The sequence below is a fragment of the Nonomuraea corallina genome (assembly GCF_027620315.1).
Taxonomy (GTDB): Bacteria; Actinomycetota; Actinomycetes; order Streptosporangiales; family Streptosporangiaceae; genus Nonomuraea; species Nonomuraea corallina.
The window spans coordinates 1-16578 of record NZ_JAPNNL010000165.1 but is presented as its reverse complement, the minus strand read 5'-3'; the positions used below and the strand labels follow the sequence as shown (position 1 = coordinate 16578).

Annotated in this window: 17 protein-coding genes and 1 pseudogene; 11 read left to right on the top strand and 7 right to left on the bottom strand. The window is 72.1% G+C overall.

Features of this window, described 5'->3' with window-relative positions; translation table 11 throughout:
• The 7 genes and pseudogenes from OUY22_RS29620 to OUY22_RS29590 all read left to right on the top strand — a co-directional run.
• Positions 1-749: pseudogene (locus tag OUY22_RS29620) on the top strand (hypothetical protein); the annotation flags it as partial.
• Positions 750-791: 42 nt separating this feature from the next.
• Positions 792-2753 (top strand): ATP-dependent zinc metalloprotease FtsH, encoded by a 1962-nt coding sequence (ftsH, locus tag OUY22_RS29615; protein WP_270158492.1) that lies wholly within the window; start codon positions 792-794, stop codon positions 2751-2753.
• A gap of 78 nt (positions 2754-2831) precedes the next feature.
• A complete protein-coding gene (locus OUY22_RS29610; RefSeq protein ID WP_270158491.1) occupies positions 2832-3380 on the top strand; it encodes a DUF937 domain-containing protein in 549 nt (182 codons plus the stop codon).
• Between the two features lie 16 nt (positions 3381-3396).
• Positions 3397-3978: a Maf family protein gene (locus OUY22_RS29605; protein WP_270158490.1), complete on the top strand. Its 582-nt coding sequence runs from the start codon at positions 3397-3399 to the stop codon at positions 3976-3978.
• A 10-nt stretch (positions 3979-3988) separates the two neighbouring features.
• Positions 3989-4717: an EI24 domain-containing protein gene (locus OUY22_RS29600; RefSeq protein WP_270158489.1), complete on the top strand. Its 729-nt coding sequence runs from the start codon at positions 3989-3991 to the stop codon at positions 4715-4717.
• Between the two features lie 113 nt (positions 4718-4830).
• On the top strand, positions 4831-4965 hold the full coding sequence (locus OUY22_RS29595) for a hypothetical protein (protein ID WP_270158488.1): 135 nt from the start codon (positions 4831-4833) through the stop codon (positions 4963-4965).
• A gap of 100 nt (positions 4966-5065) precedes the next feature.
• A complete protein-coding gene (locus tag OUY22_RS29590) occupies positions 5066-6136 on the top strand; it encodes a DUF4192 domain-containing protein (protein WP_270158487.1) in 1071 nt (356 codons plus the stop codon).
• Positions 6137-6458: 322 nt separating this feature from the next.
• On the opposite strand, the gene OUY22_RS29585 is transcribed toward OUY22_RS29590, so the two are convergent.
• The gene (locus OUY22_RS29585; RefSeq protein ID WP_270158486.1) at positions 6459-6806 is read right to left on the bottom strand and encodes a hypothetical protein; all 348 of its coding nucleotides are present in this window, start codon (positions 6804-6806) and stop codon (positions 6459-6461) included.
• 558 nt (positions 6807-7364) lie between these two features.
• Here OUY22_RS29585 and OUY22_RS29580 point away from each other — a divergent pair.
• Entirely contained in the window at positions 7365-7955 is a 591-nt protein-coding gene (locus tag OUY22_RS29580) for a DUF1707 and DUF4870 domain-containing protein (protein ID WP_270158485.1), read from the top strand.
• 165 nt (positions 7956-8120) lie between these two features.
• Here the strand turns inward: OUY22_RS29580 and OUY22_RS29575 are convergent, their stop codons facing one another.
• On the bottom strand, positions 8121-8897 hold the full coding sequence (locus tag OUY22_RS29575) for an alpha/beta fold hydrolase (RefSeq protein ID WP_270158484.1): 777 nt from the start codon (positions 8895-8897) through the stop codon (positions 8121-8123).
• An 89-nt stretch (positions 8898-8986) separates the two neighbouring features.
• Between OUY22_RS29575 and OUY22_RS29570 the strand changes: the two genes are divergently transcribed.
• On the top strand, positions 8987-9598 hold the full coding sequence (locus OUY22_RS29570; RefSeq protein ID WP_270158483.1) for a MarR family winged helix-turn-helix transcriptional regulator: 612 nt from the start codon (positions 8987-8989) through the stop codon (positions 9596-9598).
• A 114-nt stretch (positions 9599-9712) separates the two neighbouring features.
• Here OUY22_RS29570 and OUY22_RS29565 read toward each other — a convergent pair whose 3' ends face one another.
• From OUY22_RS29565 to OUY22_RS29550, 4 genes are all read right to left on the bottom strand, one after another.
• Complete coding sequence (locus OUY22_RS29565) at positions 9713-10309, bottom strand: septal ring lytic transglycosylase RlpA family protein (RefSeq protein WP_270158482.1); 597 nt, start codon at positions 10307-10309, stop codon at positions 9713-9715.
• A 253-nt stretch (positions 10310-10562) separates the two neighbouring features.
• Complete coding sequence (locus OUY22_RS29560; protein WP_270158481.1) at positions 10563-12089, bottom strand: ATP-dependent DNA ligase; 1527 nt, start codon at positions 12087-12089, stop codon at positions 10563-10565.
• Between the two features lie 176 nt (positions 12090-12265).
• The gene (locus OUY22_RS29555) at positions 12266-12640 is read right to left on the bottom strand and encodes an FKBP-type peptidyl-prolyl cis-trans isomerase (RefSeq protein WP_270158480.1); all 375 of its coding nucleotides are present in this window, start codon (positions 12638-12640) and stop codon (positions 12266-12268) included.
• Positions 12641-12717: 77 nt separating this feature from the next.
• The gene (locus OUY22_RS29550) at positions 12718-14157 is read right to left on the bottom strand and encodes a GuaB1 family IMP dehydrogenase-related protein (RefSeq protein WP_270158479.1); all 1440 of its coding nucleotides are present in this window, start codon (positions 14155-14157) and stop codon (positions 12718-12720) included.
• A gap of 99 nt (positions 14158-14256) precedes the next feature.
• Here OUY22_RS29550 and OUY22_RS29545 point away from each other — a divergent pair, with 99 nt between their 5' ends.
• A complete protein-coding gene (locus tag OUY22_RS29545) occupies positions 14257-14709 on the top strand; it encodes a GyrI-like domain-containing protein (RefSeq protein ID WP_270158478.1) in 453 nt (150 codons plus the stop codon).
• Positions 14710-14746: 37 nt separating this feature from the next.
• Here OUY22_RS29545 and OUY22_RS29540 read toward each other — a convergent pair whose 3' ends face one another.
• On the bottom strand, positions 14747-15274 hold the full coding sequence (locus OUY22_RS29540) for a TetR/AcrR family transcriptional regulator (RefSeq protein WP_270158477.1): 528 nt from the start codon (positions 15272-15274) through the stop codon (positions 14747-14749).
• Positions 15275-15365: 91 nt separating this feature from the next.
• On the opposite strand from OUY22_RS29540, the gene OUY22_RS29535 reads away from it, so the two are divergent.
• A partial coding sequence (locus tag OUY22_RS29535; protein WP_270158476.1) for an FAD-dependent monooxygenase occupies positions 15366-16578 on the top strand: 1213 nt, incomplete at its 3' end.

The following is a 16578-nucleotide window of genomic DNA, read 5'->3' as shown; positions in this document are numbered from 1 at the left end:
CCCCCGAGCCCACCGCTGAGCCCGCCGCTGAGCCCACCGCTGAGCCCACCGAGGAGCCCACCGAGGAGCCCGGCGGGGCACCGGCCGTCGAGCCGACGGCGGCCCCCACCTCGGGGGCGAGCGCGGAGCCCACGGTCGAGCCCGCCTCCGCCCCGGGCGACGCGACCACGCCGACGCCGCGCCCCACCCCGACCCCCGGCACCTCGCTCGCGCCCGGCTACACCGCCATGGAGGCGCTGTACGCCGACAAGCGCGTGCCCCGGCTGCCGGGCAAGCTCAAGCGGCTGTCGCTGCCCCGCGCGAGCAAGAACGTGCTCCGGGACAAGCGCGCCGGCCTGATCCTGCCCGACCTGCCCAAGCCCTGGAAGTCGTACGGACCGGCGCCCTTCACCAGCCGGCAGGTGCTGCCCCCGCCGCGGCGCGGCCCGCGCGGCATGCTGGTCAGCTGCCCCGTCCCGATCGAGCCGCAGAAGTCCGACCGCGACACCGCGCTGCTCGCCGCCCGGTGGACGCTCAACCACCACCCCGAGGGCGCCAGGATCCGCTGGCTCGGCTCGCAGCGGACCAAGGCGGGGTGGGCGCTGTCGTACCAGGTCACGTACGGCAAGCGGAGCTCCCGCGCGGCCGTCGTGATCGTGGACGGCGGAATGAGCAAGCCCGGACTGGTGTTCATCTCAGTGCCGGACACGCAACGCAGCAGGTGGCGCGACATCCCCCGCGTGATCGCCGGCGTGCGGGCGCTGCGCTGAGACAGATCATGAAGGGCGGCGAGGGTGGGAAGTGACGACGCCGTGGAACGCTCTGGTCCACCGCGACCGTCCAAGACGCGACCGTCCAGGAACGGCAAGACCAGGCGGCCATGGCGGGCCGAGGGCCTGCCCGGCACCCCCGGAGGCCGCCCGAGGATCAACTGGTGGCGGTTCGCGGCCACGCTGCTGGCCGTGTACGCGGTGTTCTTCTTCGTGTCGTCGTTCTTCGACGACAGCCACGTCGAGACCGTCTCCTACACCGAGTTCACCAAGCAGGTGAACGCCAGGAACGTCAAGGAGATCTACGCCACCGGCCTGTCGGTGGAGGGCCAGCTCAGGTCGGCCGCCACCGACCCCGGCAGCGGCGACCAGCCCTACACCGAGTTCCGCACCGAGATCCCCACCTTCGCCGACACCGACCAGCTCTCCCAGCGGCTGCAGGCGGCCGGGGTGGAGATCAGGGCGGAGCCGCTGAACTCCGGCCGCGGCTTCCTGCTCAACCTGCTGCTGTCGCTCTTCCCGGTGCTGCTCCTGGCCGGTCTATGGATCTGGATCATGCGGCGCGGGGCGAGCATGATGGGCGGAGGCGGGCTCGGCGGCATCGGCAAGTCGAAGGCGGCCAAGCCGGTCGAGGCCGGCCGGGTGCGGGTCACGTTCGACGACGTGGCCGGCATCGACGAGGTGGAGAACGAGCTCGTCGAGATCGTCGACTACCTCAAGGACCCCGGCAAGTACCGCAGGCTCGGCGCCAAGCTGCCCAAGGGCGTCCTTCTGGCAGGTCCTCCCGGCACCGGCAAGACGCTGCTGGCCAGGGCCGTCGCCGGTGAGGCGAAGGTGCCGTTCTTCTCGGCCGGCGCCTCCGAGTTCATCGAGATGATCGTCGGTGTCGGCGCCTCCCGCGTACGGGACCTGTTCGAGGAGGCGCGCAAGGTCGCGCCGTCGATCGTGTTCATCGACGAGATCGACGCCATCGGCCGCGCCCGAGGCGGCTCCGGCGGCGTCGGCGGCCACGACGAGCGCGAGCAGACCCTCAACCAGATCCTCACCGAGATGGACGGCTTCTCCGGCGCGGAGGGCGTCATCGTCATCGGCGCCACCAACCGGCCCGAGGTCCTCGACCAGGCGCTGCTGCGTCCCGGCCGGTTCGACCGGACCGTGCAGGTGGGGCTGCCCGACGCGGCCGGCCGCGCCGCGATCCTCGGCGTCCACACCCGCGGCGTGCCGCTCGACCCCTCGGTCAGCCTCGACCGGATCGCCAGGACCACTCCCGGCATGACCGGCGCCGACCTGGCCAACCTCGTCAACGAGGCGGCGCTGCTGGCCGCCAAGCGCGGCAAGGAGAAGGTCGGCCCGGCCGACTTCGCCGACGCGCTGGAGAAGCTCCAGCTCGGCGCCGCCCGCAGCATCGTCATGCCGGAGGAGGAGCGGGTCAGGACCGCCTACCACGAGGCCGGCCACGCCCTGCTGGGCATGCTGCTGCCGGGCGCCGACCCGGTCAGGAAGATCTCCATCATCCCGCGCGGCCGGGCGCTCGGCGTCACCCTCTCCACGCCCGAGACCGACCGCTACGCCTACGACGAGCGCTACCTGCGCGGCCGTATCACGGGCGCGCTCGGCGGCATGGCCGCCGAGGACGTGATCTTCGGCGTCGTCACCACCGGAGCCGAGAGCGACCTCGAACAGGTCACCATGATCGCCCGAGGCATGGTGGGCCGCTGGGGCATGTCGCAGAAGGTCGGGCCGCTCACCATCCTGTCCGACGACGGCCGGCGGCCGCAGGCCTCACCCGCCACGCTCGCCATCGTCGACGAGGAGGCGCGGCGCATCGTCGACGAGTGCTACGCCGACGCCGTCCGTACCCTGCGCGACAACCGCGACAGACTCGACGGCATCGTGGCCGCCCTGCTGGAGCACGAGACGCTCGACGAGGAGAGCGCCTACACCGCCGCCGGCCTCCGCGGGACCGTTGAGGAAAGACGGACGGAGCAGTTGGCCAAAAGTTAGGATGACCGCGACCTTAACCCGGGGCCGAGCGGGGCACCTCACCCGGGACACCCGGGACGGAGATCGGGGGACACCGCCGTGAGACTTACTGACCGGCTCCTCGCCGAACTCGGCGATCCCGGGCTGGAGCAGATCGGCGGGATGCTCGCGACCGACCCCGGCAGGGCCCGCGACGTGATCGCCGCCTCCGCCGCGACGATCGTCGGCGGCATGGCCCGCGACGCCGAGCACCCCGACGGCGCGGAGGCGCTGCGCACCGCGCTCGACGAGCACACCGACGCCGACCCGTTCAACGGCGACGTCGCCTCCCTGATCCGCGACGGCCAGAACATCCTCGCGCACGTCCTCGGCGGCCAGGGCACCGAGACCGCCGCGTACGGGCTGGCCCGGCTGTCCGGCCTCGACCCCGGCGCGGTCATGCGGCTGCTGGCGCTGCTCGCCCCCATGGTGATGTCCCTGCTCGCCGTCCGGGCGGAGGCGTCCGACATGAGCACCGAGGAGATGACCACCGAGCTCGCCCGCGAGCGCGCCACGCTGCCCGGCGAACTGGCCGTCCTCCTCGCCGACGCCTTCGGCGACCTGCCCGAGCCGCACACCAGCCGCGACGGATGGGGCTCCGCCTGGTGACGGGTAAGCTGGTCGGGTGATCGTTCTGGCCTCAGCCTCCGCCGCCCGCCTGGCGCTCCTGCGCAGCGCGGGGCTCGACCCCAAGGTGATCGTGAGCGGGGTGGACGAGGACGCCTACGACGCCTACTCGCCCGCCGCGCTCAGCCTCGTCCTGGCCAAGGCCAAGGCGGAGGCGGTCGCCGCAGGGCTCGGCGAGGGCCTGGTCATCGGCTGCGACTCCATCCTGGAGCTCGACGGCCGGCCCTACGGCAAGCCCGCCACCACCGAGGAGACCATCGAGCGCTGGCGGATGATGCGCGGCCGCACCGGGCGGCTCGTCACCGGCCACTGCGTGATCGACGTCGCGGCGGGCAGGCAGGTCGCCGAGACGGCCTCCACCGTCATCCACTTCGGCACCCCGTCGGAGGACGAGATCGCCGCCTACGCCGCCACCGGCGAGCCCCTGAGCCTGGCCGGGGCGTTCAGCATCGAGGGCCGCGGCGGCTGGTTCGTCGAAGGCATCGAGGGCGACCACGGCAACGTGCTGGGCATCTCGCTGCCGCTGCTGCGCGACCTCTTCGACGAGCTCGGCTACGCGGTCACCTCGTTCTGGCGCTAGCCTGCCGGACATGCGATCACTTCGCGACTTCGGCAGCGGGGTCGGCTTCTTCCTTCAGGGTGTCGGCTGGGTGGCCAGGAACGGCCGCTGGTGGCTGTTCGGGCTGATCCCCGCAGTGATCGCGTTCGCCGTGTACGTGGTGGCGCTGATCGCGCTCGGCACCAACGCGCTGTCCCTGGCCGAGTTCCTGACCCCGTTCGCCGACTCGTGGTCCTGGCGTGAGGCGTTCCGGGTGACGGTCGCGCTCGCGCTGTTCCTCGGCGGGCTGGCGCTGGCGGTGCTGACCTTCGCGGCGCTCACCCTCACCATCGGCGAGCCGTTCTACGAGAAGCTGTCGGCCAAGGCCGACGGCGTCGAGGAGGCCGACGGCCCGCCCTGGTGGCGCACCCTGCCCCGGTCCATCAAGGACAGCCTGGTCACCCTGGGCTACGTGCTGCTGTTCACCGTGCCGCTGTTCTTCCTCGGCTTCATCCCCGTCTTCGGCCAGACCGTGGTCCCGGTGATCGGGGCGGCCGTGTCCGGCTTCTTCCTCACCGTCGAGCTGAGCACGCTCGGCATGGAGCGGCGCGGGATGCTCCGCAAGGACCGCTTCCGCCTGCTGCGCCGCAACCTGCCCGTGTCGCTCGGCTTCGGCGTGGTGGTGTTCCTGCTGTTCATGGTGCCGCTGGTCGCGGTCGTGGCGATGCCGGCGGCCGTCGCGGGCGCCGCGATGATGGTACGGGACCGCCTCGCGCCATAATCAGGCATGCGGCATCTGGGGAGTCTCGCCCACAGCGCCGAAGGCGCCGCGCTGTGCTTCCGCGCCTTCTGCCAGGAGGGCGTCCGCCACCTCGGCGCGACGCGGTGGCGCTGGTGTGCACCGAGATCCCGCTGCTGGTGACGTCGCCGCTGCCCATGCTGGACTCGACGCTGCTGGCCCGTGCGGCCTTCGACGTGGCGGTCGGCCACCTGGACCCGCCCACCTGGCGAGCCGGCCCACTGCCCTGACCCGTCGGTTTTCCACAGGGGCGCGGGTCGAGGCGCCGCCTGTCCACAGAATCGGTTTCGGGACCTCGTGCCCGGGCGGTCACGCGGCACGCTCGGGCCCATGACGACCGACATCTCCGCCTCCTGCCTCACCCTCACCAGCCCGGCCGACATCCTCGCCGCCGTGCCGTACCTCGTCGGGTTCCACCCGGCCGACAGCCTCATCGTCGTCGGCCTCGCCCGGAGCCAGGCCAAGGTGGCCGCCCGGTGGAACGTCCCCGTGCCACCGGGCGCCCTCGCGCCGCTGGTCCCGCTGTTCGAACGGGAGGAGGTGAGCCAGGTCGTCATCGTCGGCTACGGCCCGGGGGAGACCGTCACCCCGGCCGTCGACGAAGCCACCGCGATGGCCGCCCGCGCGGGCGTGGAGGTGGCCGAGGCGCTGCGCGCCCACGACGGCCGCTACTGGTCCTACGTGTGCGACAGCGCCACCTGCTGCCCGCCGGAAGGCACCCCGTACGACCCGCTGAGCAGCCGTGTCGCCGCCGAGGCGACCGTGCGCGGCCTCGTCGCCCTGCCCGACCGCGAGTCCCTCCAGGGCACGATCGCCCCGACGAGCGGCCCCGTACGGCTCGCGATGCGCCGGGCGACGGCCGAGGCGGTCCACGACCTGCGCACGGCCCTGGCCGCCGCCGCCGACCCCGACGGCTTCACCGCGGACTTCGTCGCACAGGGCCTCGCCCGCGTCCGCGCCGCCCTGACCAGGGGCGCCGCCGGCGACCGGCTCGACGACGCCGAGGCCGCCAGACTGGGCCTCGACCTCGCGGTCATCAGAGTCCGCGACGAGGCCTGGACCCTGATGGACGACTCCCACATCGCCCTCTGGAAGGACCTCACCCGCCGCCTGGAGCCCGCCTTCGTCCCTCCTGCGGCCTCTCTCCTGGCCATGGCGGCCTGGCGAGCCGGTGACAGCGTCCTGGCCACGATCGCCCTGGAGCGGGCGCTGAGCCTCGACCCTCATTACTCGATGGGCAACCTGCTCATGCACGCCCTCCAGCACCTGCTGCCACCGGGAGTCATGGACGGCCGGATGCCCACGCCCGCCGAGCTCGACGCCGCGATGGGCGAGCCCAGAGCCTCCTGGCTCCTGCCCGTCCCCGGCCTGAGAGAGGACGACCCGGAGCCGTTCACCTGACCGCGCCGGGGCGGACGGCACCCGGTCAGGGTGATCCGCCGCCGCGGCCTCGGCTGACGCCCGCGGTCGTACTCCTTGGTGACCGGCCGGTCGCCGTGGCCGGGCACGTCGACCACGACCACCGCGTACCCGCACTCGGTGGTGAACCGGCGCGCCCGCTCCACCATGTCGGGGGACTTCTTGTGCCGGCCGCCGCCCTGTCCCATCAGGATGAGCGGGCGGGTGCCTGCGGCGCCTGCCGGCGTCCACAGCACGCCGGGGATCTCGCCGAGGGTGAACGACAGGCCCCGCCCGGCGGCCGGGCGGGCGCCGGGCGGCACCGTCAGAGCCCGCTGTCGCCTTCCTGGCGGCGTCGCTCGTTGTAGGCGCGCATGCGGGGCGGATAGCCCGTCAGCTGCACGTCGTAGACCGGTAATGCCAGGTCACGGGCCACCTTGTGGATCACCGCGGGCGATCCCACCCTGCGTCGCGTCCACTCGCCGTCGTCGGCGACGGCGACCGCGGTGGTGTCCGTCGCGAACGTCTCGGGCTCGACGTAGAACTCGACCCCGCGCCGTGACTTGGCGAAGGCGATGAGCGCTTCGATGTCGGCGTCGGTGGCCTCGCGATCGAACTTCGCGATTTTGTCGCCACGCAGTCGCCGGAGGCCGTAGCGGTCTCGCCATCTCATGCATCCTTTTTATACCGTCCAACGGTCAAGTGCGTCGGGGAAGATCTCGGGGATACCTCCGGGATTCTCCGGATGCCCGCCGTGGCCCTCCGTCGAGCAGTATTGAACTGACCGTTCGCATCCCCGGGAAAGAGGCCTGGCTGTTGTGACTCCGCCACTCCCTGAAGAGCAACTCCCCGGAAGGGCGCTCCCGGGGGGCGATGGTTCTTCGACGAGCCGCTCGCGCGAGTCGTGTGGCGCCGCACACCCCGGGGCTCACGGCCACGGTCCGCGGGCCGGCTCGCTTGATCAGGTGATGGTCGCCGGCCCGCGAGACGCGCAGGTACGGAGCCTCTTCGAGGGGAAAGGTCACGTGAGGGAGAGACGCGCGGTGGACGGCCGCCCGCGTGCAGGCTCAGGCGCAGGGCGAGAGCGCGGCCGGCACGTGGCCGTGGCGGCGCGTCCGCCCAGGCGAACGGCATCGAGACCGTCACACCATCGGCACACGCCGACCGCATACGGAGGGAGGGAGCGCGGGTTCTCCCGCCGGCCGACGCCGGCGGTCTCCTCCGCGCGATCATGATGGCCGGGGAACCCACATCTGCCAGGCGCGGCTACGCGCCGCCGCCCGAGCTGCGCGTCACCAACCAGGACCGCGAACACGTGGTGGAACACGTCAAGCTCGCGTACGCCGACGGCCGCTTCGACAAGTTCGAGTTCGACGAGAGGCTGGAGCGCGCGATGACGGCGCGCACCCACGGCGACCTCATGCCGATCATGACCGAGCTCTACGGCCCGCACGCCGTGCCTCGCCTGGCGACGCCGCAGCCGGCCGCGCCCCGTCCCACGGCCGAGCCGGAGAGCAACGAGCGCCTCGGCGCCTCCGCGGCCCACCTGCTCACCCTGCTCGGCTTCCCGGTCGTCGGGCCGCTCCTGTTGATGTTGACGGCCGGCAAGACCTCCCCCTACATCCGCCGCCACTCGGTGGAGGCGCTGAACTTCCAGCTCACGCTCGTGGGCGCGTCCATCCTGCTCCCGATCACGATCGTCGGCCTGGTGCTGGTGCCGGTCATCTGGGTGGTCGGTGTCGTCCTGTCCATCGTGGCGGGCGTCTCGGCCCTGTCGGGCGGCGAGTACCGCTACCCGATGACGATCCGGATGGTGAAGTAACCGCCACCGGGCCGGCAAGCGGGAGTCGCCCGAGACGGACCCGCCTTCATCCGAAGGCGGGACCTCCGGTCTTCGGCGTGTTTTCGGCACCGTACGAAGGATGTCGGCTCGTCCTGACACCACCTGTCGTTCCGCCCTCCGTGGAACAGCGCGGGGGCGGACCGGTCACACGGTCTGCAGGAAGTCGCCGATGATCGCGTTGAAGGCGTCCGGGCGTTCCATGTTCGGGTAGTGGGCGGCGCCGTCGATGGCGCGGACGCGGCCGTCGGGCACGGCGCCGATCAGGCGTTCGGCCATGCCGAGGTGGTCGGGCGAGTCGAGGACGCCGTTGACGGCCAGCACGGGGACGCTGATCGTGGGCAGGCGCTCCCAGGTGCCGGTCACGGGGACGAGGTGGTGGGGCTCGCCGGGGCTGTGCTTGGCCATGGTGTCCTCGGCCATCTGGCGCAGGCGGCCGGTGACCCGCGGATCGACGTCGTCCAGGGTGCGGTGCGGGCCGGCGGCGAAGAGCAGGAAGCCCTCGATCGAGGCATCGAGGTCCCCGGCGGCCATCGCGCCGTGCCAGGCGGCCATGGCCTGAGTGGTCCACGGGTCGGTGAAGTACGGCTCGCTGGTGCCCACTCCGCTGACGACCGCCGCGCTGACGAGGTCGGGATGTTCCAGCGCGGTGTCGATCGCGACGCTCCCTCCCATGGAGAGGCCCACCAGGACCGCGGGGCCGGTGTTCAGGTGGCGGAGCAGGCCGGCGACGTCGTCGGTGAGCCGGTACGGCCCGGTGGCGTTGGCGGATCGGCCGTGACCGCGGGCGTCCGGCACGATGACGCGATGCCCGGCGGCCAGAGCAGGGATCTGGTCCTCCCACATCCGATGGTCCAGGAACCCGCCGTGCAAGAGGACGACGGGACGGCCGACGCCGGTGTCCACCCAGAACAGATCATTCATGACAACCAGGGTGTCATTTCTCCGCCAGGTTGGCAACCAAGGTGTCAATTGAAGGCCTCGTCTGGCAACTGAGGTGTCATCATGAGGGAGTGACCGGAACAGACCGCCAGCCGACCTCCGGAGAACCGGCAGGGACGGACCACGCCTCGGCCTCCGGGGAGCCCGCCGGGACAGGCCATGCCTCGGCCTCCCGGGAGCCCGCCGGCACTCGGCATGACCCTGCCTCGGCAGGACCGGCCGGGACCGGCCGCGCCCCCGCTGAACTGGCCGACCGGCTCGTCGAGGTGTTCGACCTCGTAGGGCCGCTCTACCGCCGGGCCTATCGCAAGGTGGAACAGGACGCGCCCATCGAAGGGCTGTCGGTCGGTGTCCGGGCGGTGCTCAACCTGCTGCGCGAGCACGGGCCCATGACCGTCCCCCAGATGGGCCGGGCGCAGGCGCTGAGCCGTCAGTTCGTGCAGCGCATGAGCAACGAAGCGGCCGGACTCGGGCTGGTGGAGTTCGTCGCCAATCCGGCGCACAAACGGTCGTCGCTGATCCGGCTCACCGAGAAGGGCCGGGCGGCCATCACCGCGGTGATCGACCGCGAGCGCGCGATGCTCGGCCCGGCCGCCGGGCAGGTGACGGGGGATGAGGTCGACGCCTGCCTCCACGTGCTCTCCAGCCTCCTCCGGCTGCTCGACGACGTGGAGGTGGATTGACGCCCCGCCGTACGACGCCGGCCGGATGACCATCGGCCGATCACCGCACCGCTTCGTGAAGCCGTCCCGGTCACGCCATCCCGCCGGCATCGGCGGCGCTGCGCAGGTGGGAGATCAGGCGGCGAGGACCTCGTACGCGACCTTCATGACCCCGGAGTTGAGATTGCCGATCTTCGCGAAGGCGGCGCGGGAGAGGTCGAGGCAGCGGCCTCCGATGTACGGGCCGCGGTCGTTGATCCGGACCGTGACCGACTTCCCGGTGGCCGGGTTGGTGACCCGCACCTTGCTGCCGAGCTTGAGCGTCTTGTGGGCCGCGGTCATGGCCGACGGGTTGAAGCGCTCGCCACTCGCGGTCATCTGGGGCTCGTGGTAGTACGAGGCTCCGCACCTGCCGGACGCGACGACCCGGGCCTTGGGCTTGGCCTTCTTCTTCGGCGTGGACTCGGCCACGGGCGCCTGGGTGGCGGGTGTGGCCGGTGTGGCGGTGGGAGTCGGTGTGGGGGTGGCCGCCCGCTGTTCGGCCTGCTCCGGAGAGGCGGGCGGTCGCGGGGGAGCGGCGGCGACGAGCGGGGCGACGGTGCCGCCGTCGGCGTCTCCCTGCAGGGCCGCCCAGGTGGTGACGGCGACGGCGACGGCGACGCCGCCCGCCGCGACGGCGGCCCAGCGGCGCTTGCCTGACTTGCTGCGGTTGGGGGTGGAATGCTGACCCACGGTCGACCACGGTCCTCGTCGGTGATCAGTGGCCGTGCGGGATGAGCGTCGGGGGCACGCCGGCCGAGGGGAGAAGCGGGGACGGCACGCGTCCCCTCTGACGTGGACGAACTTACTCCACCAAAACCGGACAAAGGCAAGTTAAAGGGACATTTTGTGACTTATGTCATCCAGGAGTGATCCTCCTGACCGGCGGCAGGCGTGCGGAGTCCTCAAAACCGGGGCCCGGGTCGCTGAACCGGCCGGGTGCGCGTCAGACCATGAGGGAGCGGACCGTGTCGACCGTGTCGGCGTCCTCGGCGCGCTTGTCGGGGCGGTAGCGCAGGACCCTGGCGAAACGCAGGGCCATGCCGCCCGGATAGCGGGGGGAGCGCTGCACGCCGTCGAAGGCGATCTCCACCACCAGCTCGGGACGCACCCGTACCGTCCACTCCGTCGTGGGACCGTCGGCGAGCTCCAGGAAACGCTCGGTCTGCCAGGCGAGCAGCTCGTCGGTGAGGCCCTTGAAGGTCTTGCCCAGCATGACGAACGCGCCCGTCTCCGGGTCGCGGGCGCCGAGATGGAGGTTGGACAGCTTGCCCTCGCGGCGGCCGTGACCCCATTCGGCGGCCAGCACCACCAGGTCGAGCGTGTGGCGCGGCTTGACCTTGATCCAGCCCGCGCCGCGCCGGCCCGCCGCGTAAGGGGACGACAGCGCCTTCACCACCAGCCCTTCATGGCCGGCCCGCACCACCTCGGCGAAGAACCGCTCCGCCTCCGCCGCATCAGCGGTGACCAGGCGCGGGGTGAGCAACGGCGCGGGGACCGCCGACGTCAGCGCCTCCTGGCGGTCGGCGTACGGCAGGTCGAGCAGGTCGGCGCCCTCGATCCGGAGCGCGTCGAAGAAGAAGACGCTCAGCGGCGTCGCCTCGCGCAGGCGGTCGATATCGATCTTGCTGCCGGTGCGGGCGGCCGTCACCTGGAAGGGATGCGGGCGGCCGTCGGGGCGGAGCGCGAGCACCTCGCCGTCGAGCACCGCGTCGCGCACCGGGAGCGCCAGCACGGCCTCCGCCAGCTCGGGGACCCGGGAGGTGATGTCGTCGAGCGTACGGGTGAAGACCCTGACCTCCGAGCCGGAGCGGTGCGCCTGGACGCGGATGCCGTCGAGCTTCCACTCGAACGCGGCGGGGGCGCCCGCCTTCGTCAGGGCGGCGGCCACGTCGGGGGCGCTGCCGGCCAGCATGGGCGAGACCGGCCGGCCCACCTCCAGCCGGAACGCCTTGAGACTCGGCACGCCGCCGGCCAGCGCGGCCGCGCCGACGGCGGGCAGCCAGCCGCGGAGCGTGAGCGCCCGGCGGACGTCGGCCGACGGTGCCCCGGACGCCTTGGCCACCGCCTCGATCATCACGCCGTCGAGCGCGCCCTGGCGGAGCTCGCCGCCGAGCAGCTTGAGCATGAACGCCTGCTCCTGACTGGTCAGCCCCGCGAACAGCTCCCCGACCAGCGTCTTGCGGGCCGCCTGGGAGCCCTGGCCGGACACGGCCTTGATCCTGGAGAGCAGGGAGTCGACGTCGGTCAGCGTGGCGGTCGCGGCCAGTTTCGGGACGGGCACGTCCTGCAGGGAGCGCCAGCCCACGCCGATCTGGCGCTGGGGCAGCTCACCCGACAGGTAGGAGATGGCGATCTCCGCCTCGTCGGGGCCGACCCGGCCGAGCAGCTCGGCCAGATGACCGATCTTCCCCAGCCGCGCGGGCGTGCGGGCCACCGCCTGGGACACCCGGACCACGTCGATCAGCAGCACACCGCTATCGTGCCTCACTTCCACGACATTTCCGCAATCCCGCGGTGACGCCCCGCCGCGAGAGCGCCCGGCCGGCGGCGGACGACCGGCGGGAGGCCGCGTGGGGCACGGCCGAGGAGAGGCGTGGGGCGGAACGGTGACGCCCCGCCCTCTGGGGAGGGCGGGGCGTCGGGACGTCAGCGGACGCCGAGCAGGTCCACGACGAAGATGAGCGTCTCGCCGGGCTTGATGCGGGCGCCGGCGCCGGCGTTCCCGTAGCCCAGGTGGGGCGGGATGACGAGCTTGCGCCGGCCGCCCACCTTCATGCCCGCGACGCCCTGGTCCCAGCCCGCGATCACGCGCCCGCCGCCCAGCGGGAACTCGAACGCCTGGCCGCGGTTCCACGACGCGTCGAACTCCTCGCCCGTGGAGAAGGCGACGCCGACGTAGTGGACGCTGACCTGGTGGCCGGGCTTGGCCTCGGGGCCGTCGCCGACGACGATGTCCTCGATCTCCAGGTCGGCGGGCGGGTTGCCGCCAGGGAAGTCGATCTCCGGCTTCGAGAGTGCCACGAAGTGCTCCTGTTGACGATGGCTATGAACCTGACGACTCTACGCGGTCGGGAGGAGGCCGGTTCCCCTGCCGTGGGTCACCAGCTGATGTGGACCGGCATGCCCTCCGAGTATCCGGAGGAGCTCTGGACGCCGACGACCGCGCGTTCGTGGAACTCCTCCAGGTTCGTCGCGCCCGCGTACGTGCACGACGAGCGCAGCCCCGCCACGATCGCGTCGATCTGGTCCTCCACGCTGGGCCGGCGCGGGTCCAGGTACATGCGCGAGGTGGAGATCCCCTCCTCGAACAGCGCCTTCCTGGCCCGGTCGAACGCGCTGTCGTCGGCGGTGCGCAGCCGGACGGCGCGGGCGGAGGCCATGCCGAAGTTCTCCTTGTAGACGCGGCCGTCGGCGTCGGTGTGGGCGTCGCCGGGCGACTCGTACGTGCCGGCGAACCAAGAGCCGATCATCACGTTGGACGCCCCCGCCGCCAGGGCCAGCGCCACGTCGCGCGGGTGGCGGACGCCGCCGTCGGCCCACACGTGCCGGCCGAGCCTGCGCGCCTCGGCGGCGCACTCCAGCACGGCGGAGAACTGCGGCCGGCCCACTCCGGTCATCATCCGGGTCGTGCACATGGCGCCCGGCCCGACGCCGACCTTGACGATGTCGGCGCCCGCCTCCACCAGGTCGCACACGCCTGCGGCGGTGACCACGTTGCCTGCCGCGACGGGCACGCCCGGGTTCAGGGCCCGCACCGCGCGCAGCGCCGCGATCATCTTCTCCTGGTGCCCGTGGGCGGTGTCGACGACCAGGCAGTCGACGCCGGTTCCGAGCAGTTCCTCGGCCTTGGCCGCGACGTCGCCGTTGACCCCGACGGCGGCGGCGACCCTCAGCCGTCCGCCGGCGTCCACGGCCGGCTGGTAGAGGGTGGCGCGCAGCGCGCCGGTACGGGTGAGGATGCCGACCAGGCCGCCCGCCTCGTCCACGATGGGCGCCAGCCGGTGCCGCCCCTCGTGCAGCCGGTCGAACGCCTCGCGCGGGGCGAGCCCCGCCGGCAGCGTGAGCAGCTCGCTGGACATCACCTGGGCGAGCTGGGTGAACATGTCGACGCCCTTGCAGTCGGCGTCGGTGACCACGCCGACGGGGCGGTTCTCCCAGTCGACGACGATGACGGCGCCGTGCGCCCGTTTGGGCAGCAGCTGCAGCGCCTCGCCCACGGTGTCGTGCGGGGTGAGCACGAGCGGAGTGTCGTGTACGAGGTCGCGCCGCTTGACCCAGTCGACCACGTCCGCGACCACGTCGAACGGGATGTCCTGCGGGATCACCGCGATGCCGCCGCGGCGGGCCACGGTCTCGGCCATGCGCCGGCCGGCGACCGCGGTCATGTTGGCCACGACGACCGGGATGGTGGTGCCGGTGCCGTCGTGCGTGGACAGGTCGACCTCCAGCCGAGACCCGACGGAGGAGCGTGACGGCGCCATGAACACGTCGCTGTAGGTCAGGTCATAGGGCGGGGCCAAACCGTTAAGAAATTTCACGTTGATCCATCTTATGTCGTGAATGCTGCCACCTGAGATTTCCCCCCTTTCTCAGGGGTTTATGATCGGGCCGGGATGCTTATGGGGGAGGGAGGGCGTGTGGACGTCACCGAGCGGGGCGAGATGATCGTCGTCGGGTTCGTCGTGCGCACCACGAACGCCGAGGAGATGGACCCGGCGCGGGCGAGGCTGCCGGTCCTGTGGCGGCGGGCCGGCGGCCCGGGGGCGTTCGCCCACGTGCCCAACCGCGTCGACGAGAACCTGTACGCGGTGCTCACCGACTACGAGAGCGACCACCACGGGGCCTTCACGCAGATCGTCGGCACGGCCGTGCGCACGGTGCCGCGGCTGCCCGAGGGGATGGTGGCGGTGCGGGTGCCGGCCGCCACGGTCATCAAGGTGGAGGCGCGCGGCCCGATGCCGCAGGGGCTGGCCGAGGCCTGGCAGCAGGTGTGGAAGCACACCGAGTCGGGCGGCACGCCGGCCAGGGCGTTCACCACCGACGTGGAGGTGCACCACCCGGAGGGCGTCGACCTCTACATCGCGGTCTGAAGCCGGCAGGGCCTAGGAGCGGTCCAGCGGGCTGTGACTAGAAGCCGAGCGCGGTGGCCGCGACCTCGACTGCCGTCGGCTTGACGTCCTCGGCGGGCAGGTGGGCGTACTCGACCGAGCAGTCGGCCAGGCCGCCCAGCGCGATCGTCGCCCGGATGCGCTGGGCGGTGGTGAGGTCGTCGCCGAGCAGCAGGGCGACCAGCCGCTGCCGCCATTCGATCATGCGTTTGCCCAGGTCGAGGTGGGACAGCACGGTCAGCTCGCGCACCATCATGACGATCACCTCGCGGTGCCGCCAGATCAGGTCGAAGTAGTCGTCGAGCAGCTCGCGCGGATCGCCGCCTGGCTCCCGGCCGGCCACGAACCGTTCCATGTCGTCGACGAGCGGCTGCACGATGCTGCGCACCAGGTCGTCGCGTGAGGCGAAGTGGTAGTAGAGGGCCGGTTTGGTGATGCCGAGCCGGTCGGCGATCTGGCGCAGGCTGGTGTTCTGCACGCCCTGGCGCACGAACAGCTCGCGCGCCACCGCCTGGATGCGCGCCCTGGTGTCACTCGGCCTGGCCATGGCCCCACCCTAATCCTTACCTACTGTTAAGTAAGTCCTTGTGGTGATCGCCGCCACTGTTTTACCATCCGGTAAGTAAGGAGGGATGTCCATGCGCGTCCTCATCTCCGGCGCCAGCGTCGCCGGCCCCGTCCTCGCCTACTGGCTCACCCGTTACGGCTTCACGGTCACCGTCGTGGAACGCGCCCCCGCGCTGCGCAAGACCGGCGGCCACGCGGTCGACCTGTTCGCGCCCGCCGTCGACATCGCCGCCAAGATGGGCGTGCTCGACCGGATCAGAGCCAGGAGGACCGGCACCGACTTACTGACCTTCCACATCCCGGGCCGGTCCAGGCCGGTGCGGATGAGCACCGGAAAGCTCGTCGCCGCGATCTCGGAACGGCACGTGGAGATCATGCGCGACGACCTGAGCGAGATCTTCTACGACGCCGGTCGCGACGACGCCGAGTACGTCTTCGACGACTCGATCACGGCCATCGGCGAGGACGGCGAGGTGGAGTTCGAGCGGGGGCCGTCGCGCCGGTTCGACCTGGTGATCGGCGCGGACGGGCTGCACTCGAACGTGCGCCGCCTGGTGTTCGGCCCCGAGGAGCGCTTCGCCGCCTGGATCGGCTCCTACCTCGCGGTGGCGTCCGTGCCGAACCATCTGGGCCTCGAAGGACGCATGGAAGGCGTCTCGGCGGTGGACCGGCTCGTCGGCCTGTACTCGGCGGCCCACCTGCCGGACGCGCGGGCTGTCTTCCTCTTCCGCACCCGCGCCCCCCTCGACTACCACTACCGGGACGTGCCCCGGCAGAAGGAGCTGCTGCGCGAGCACTTCGCCGACCTCGGCTGGGAGGTGCCGCGGCTGCTGGCCGAGCTGGACGCCACGCCCGCGTTCTACTTCGACAGCATCACCCAGCTGCGCATGGACACCTGGTCGCGCGGGCGCGTCACACTCGTCGGCGACGCCGGCTACTGCCCGGGGCCCGCCGTCGGCGGCAGCACCAGCCTGGCCGTGGTGGGCGCGTACGTGCTGGCGGGCGAGCTCGCCGCGGCGGGCGGCGACCCCGCGCGGGCGTTCCCCGCGTACGAGGCCGAGCTGGACGCCTACGTGCGCGGCAGCCGGAAGCTGGCGCTCGGCATGGCCAGGCGGCTCGTCCCCGCCGGCCGGTTCGACCTGTGGGCGCTCGTCCAGACCGCCCGCGTGCTCGACCTCCTCCCGGACGCGGTCATCAGAGCGGCCGGGCGGCTCGGCGGCAGGAGCGCGCGCCTGCACGACGCGGTCACCCTCAAGGACTACTCGCCGTACGAGGTGGCGCGCG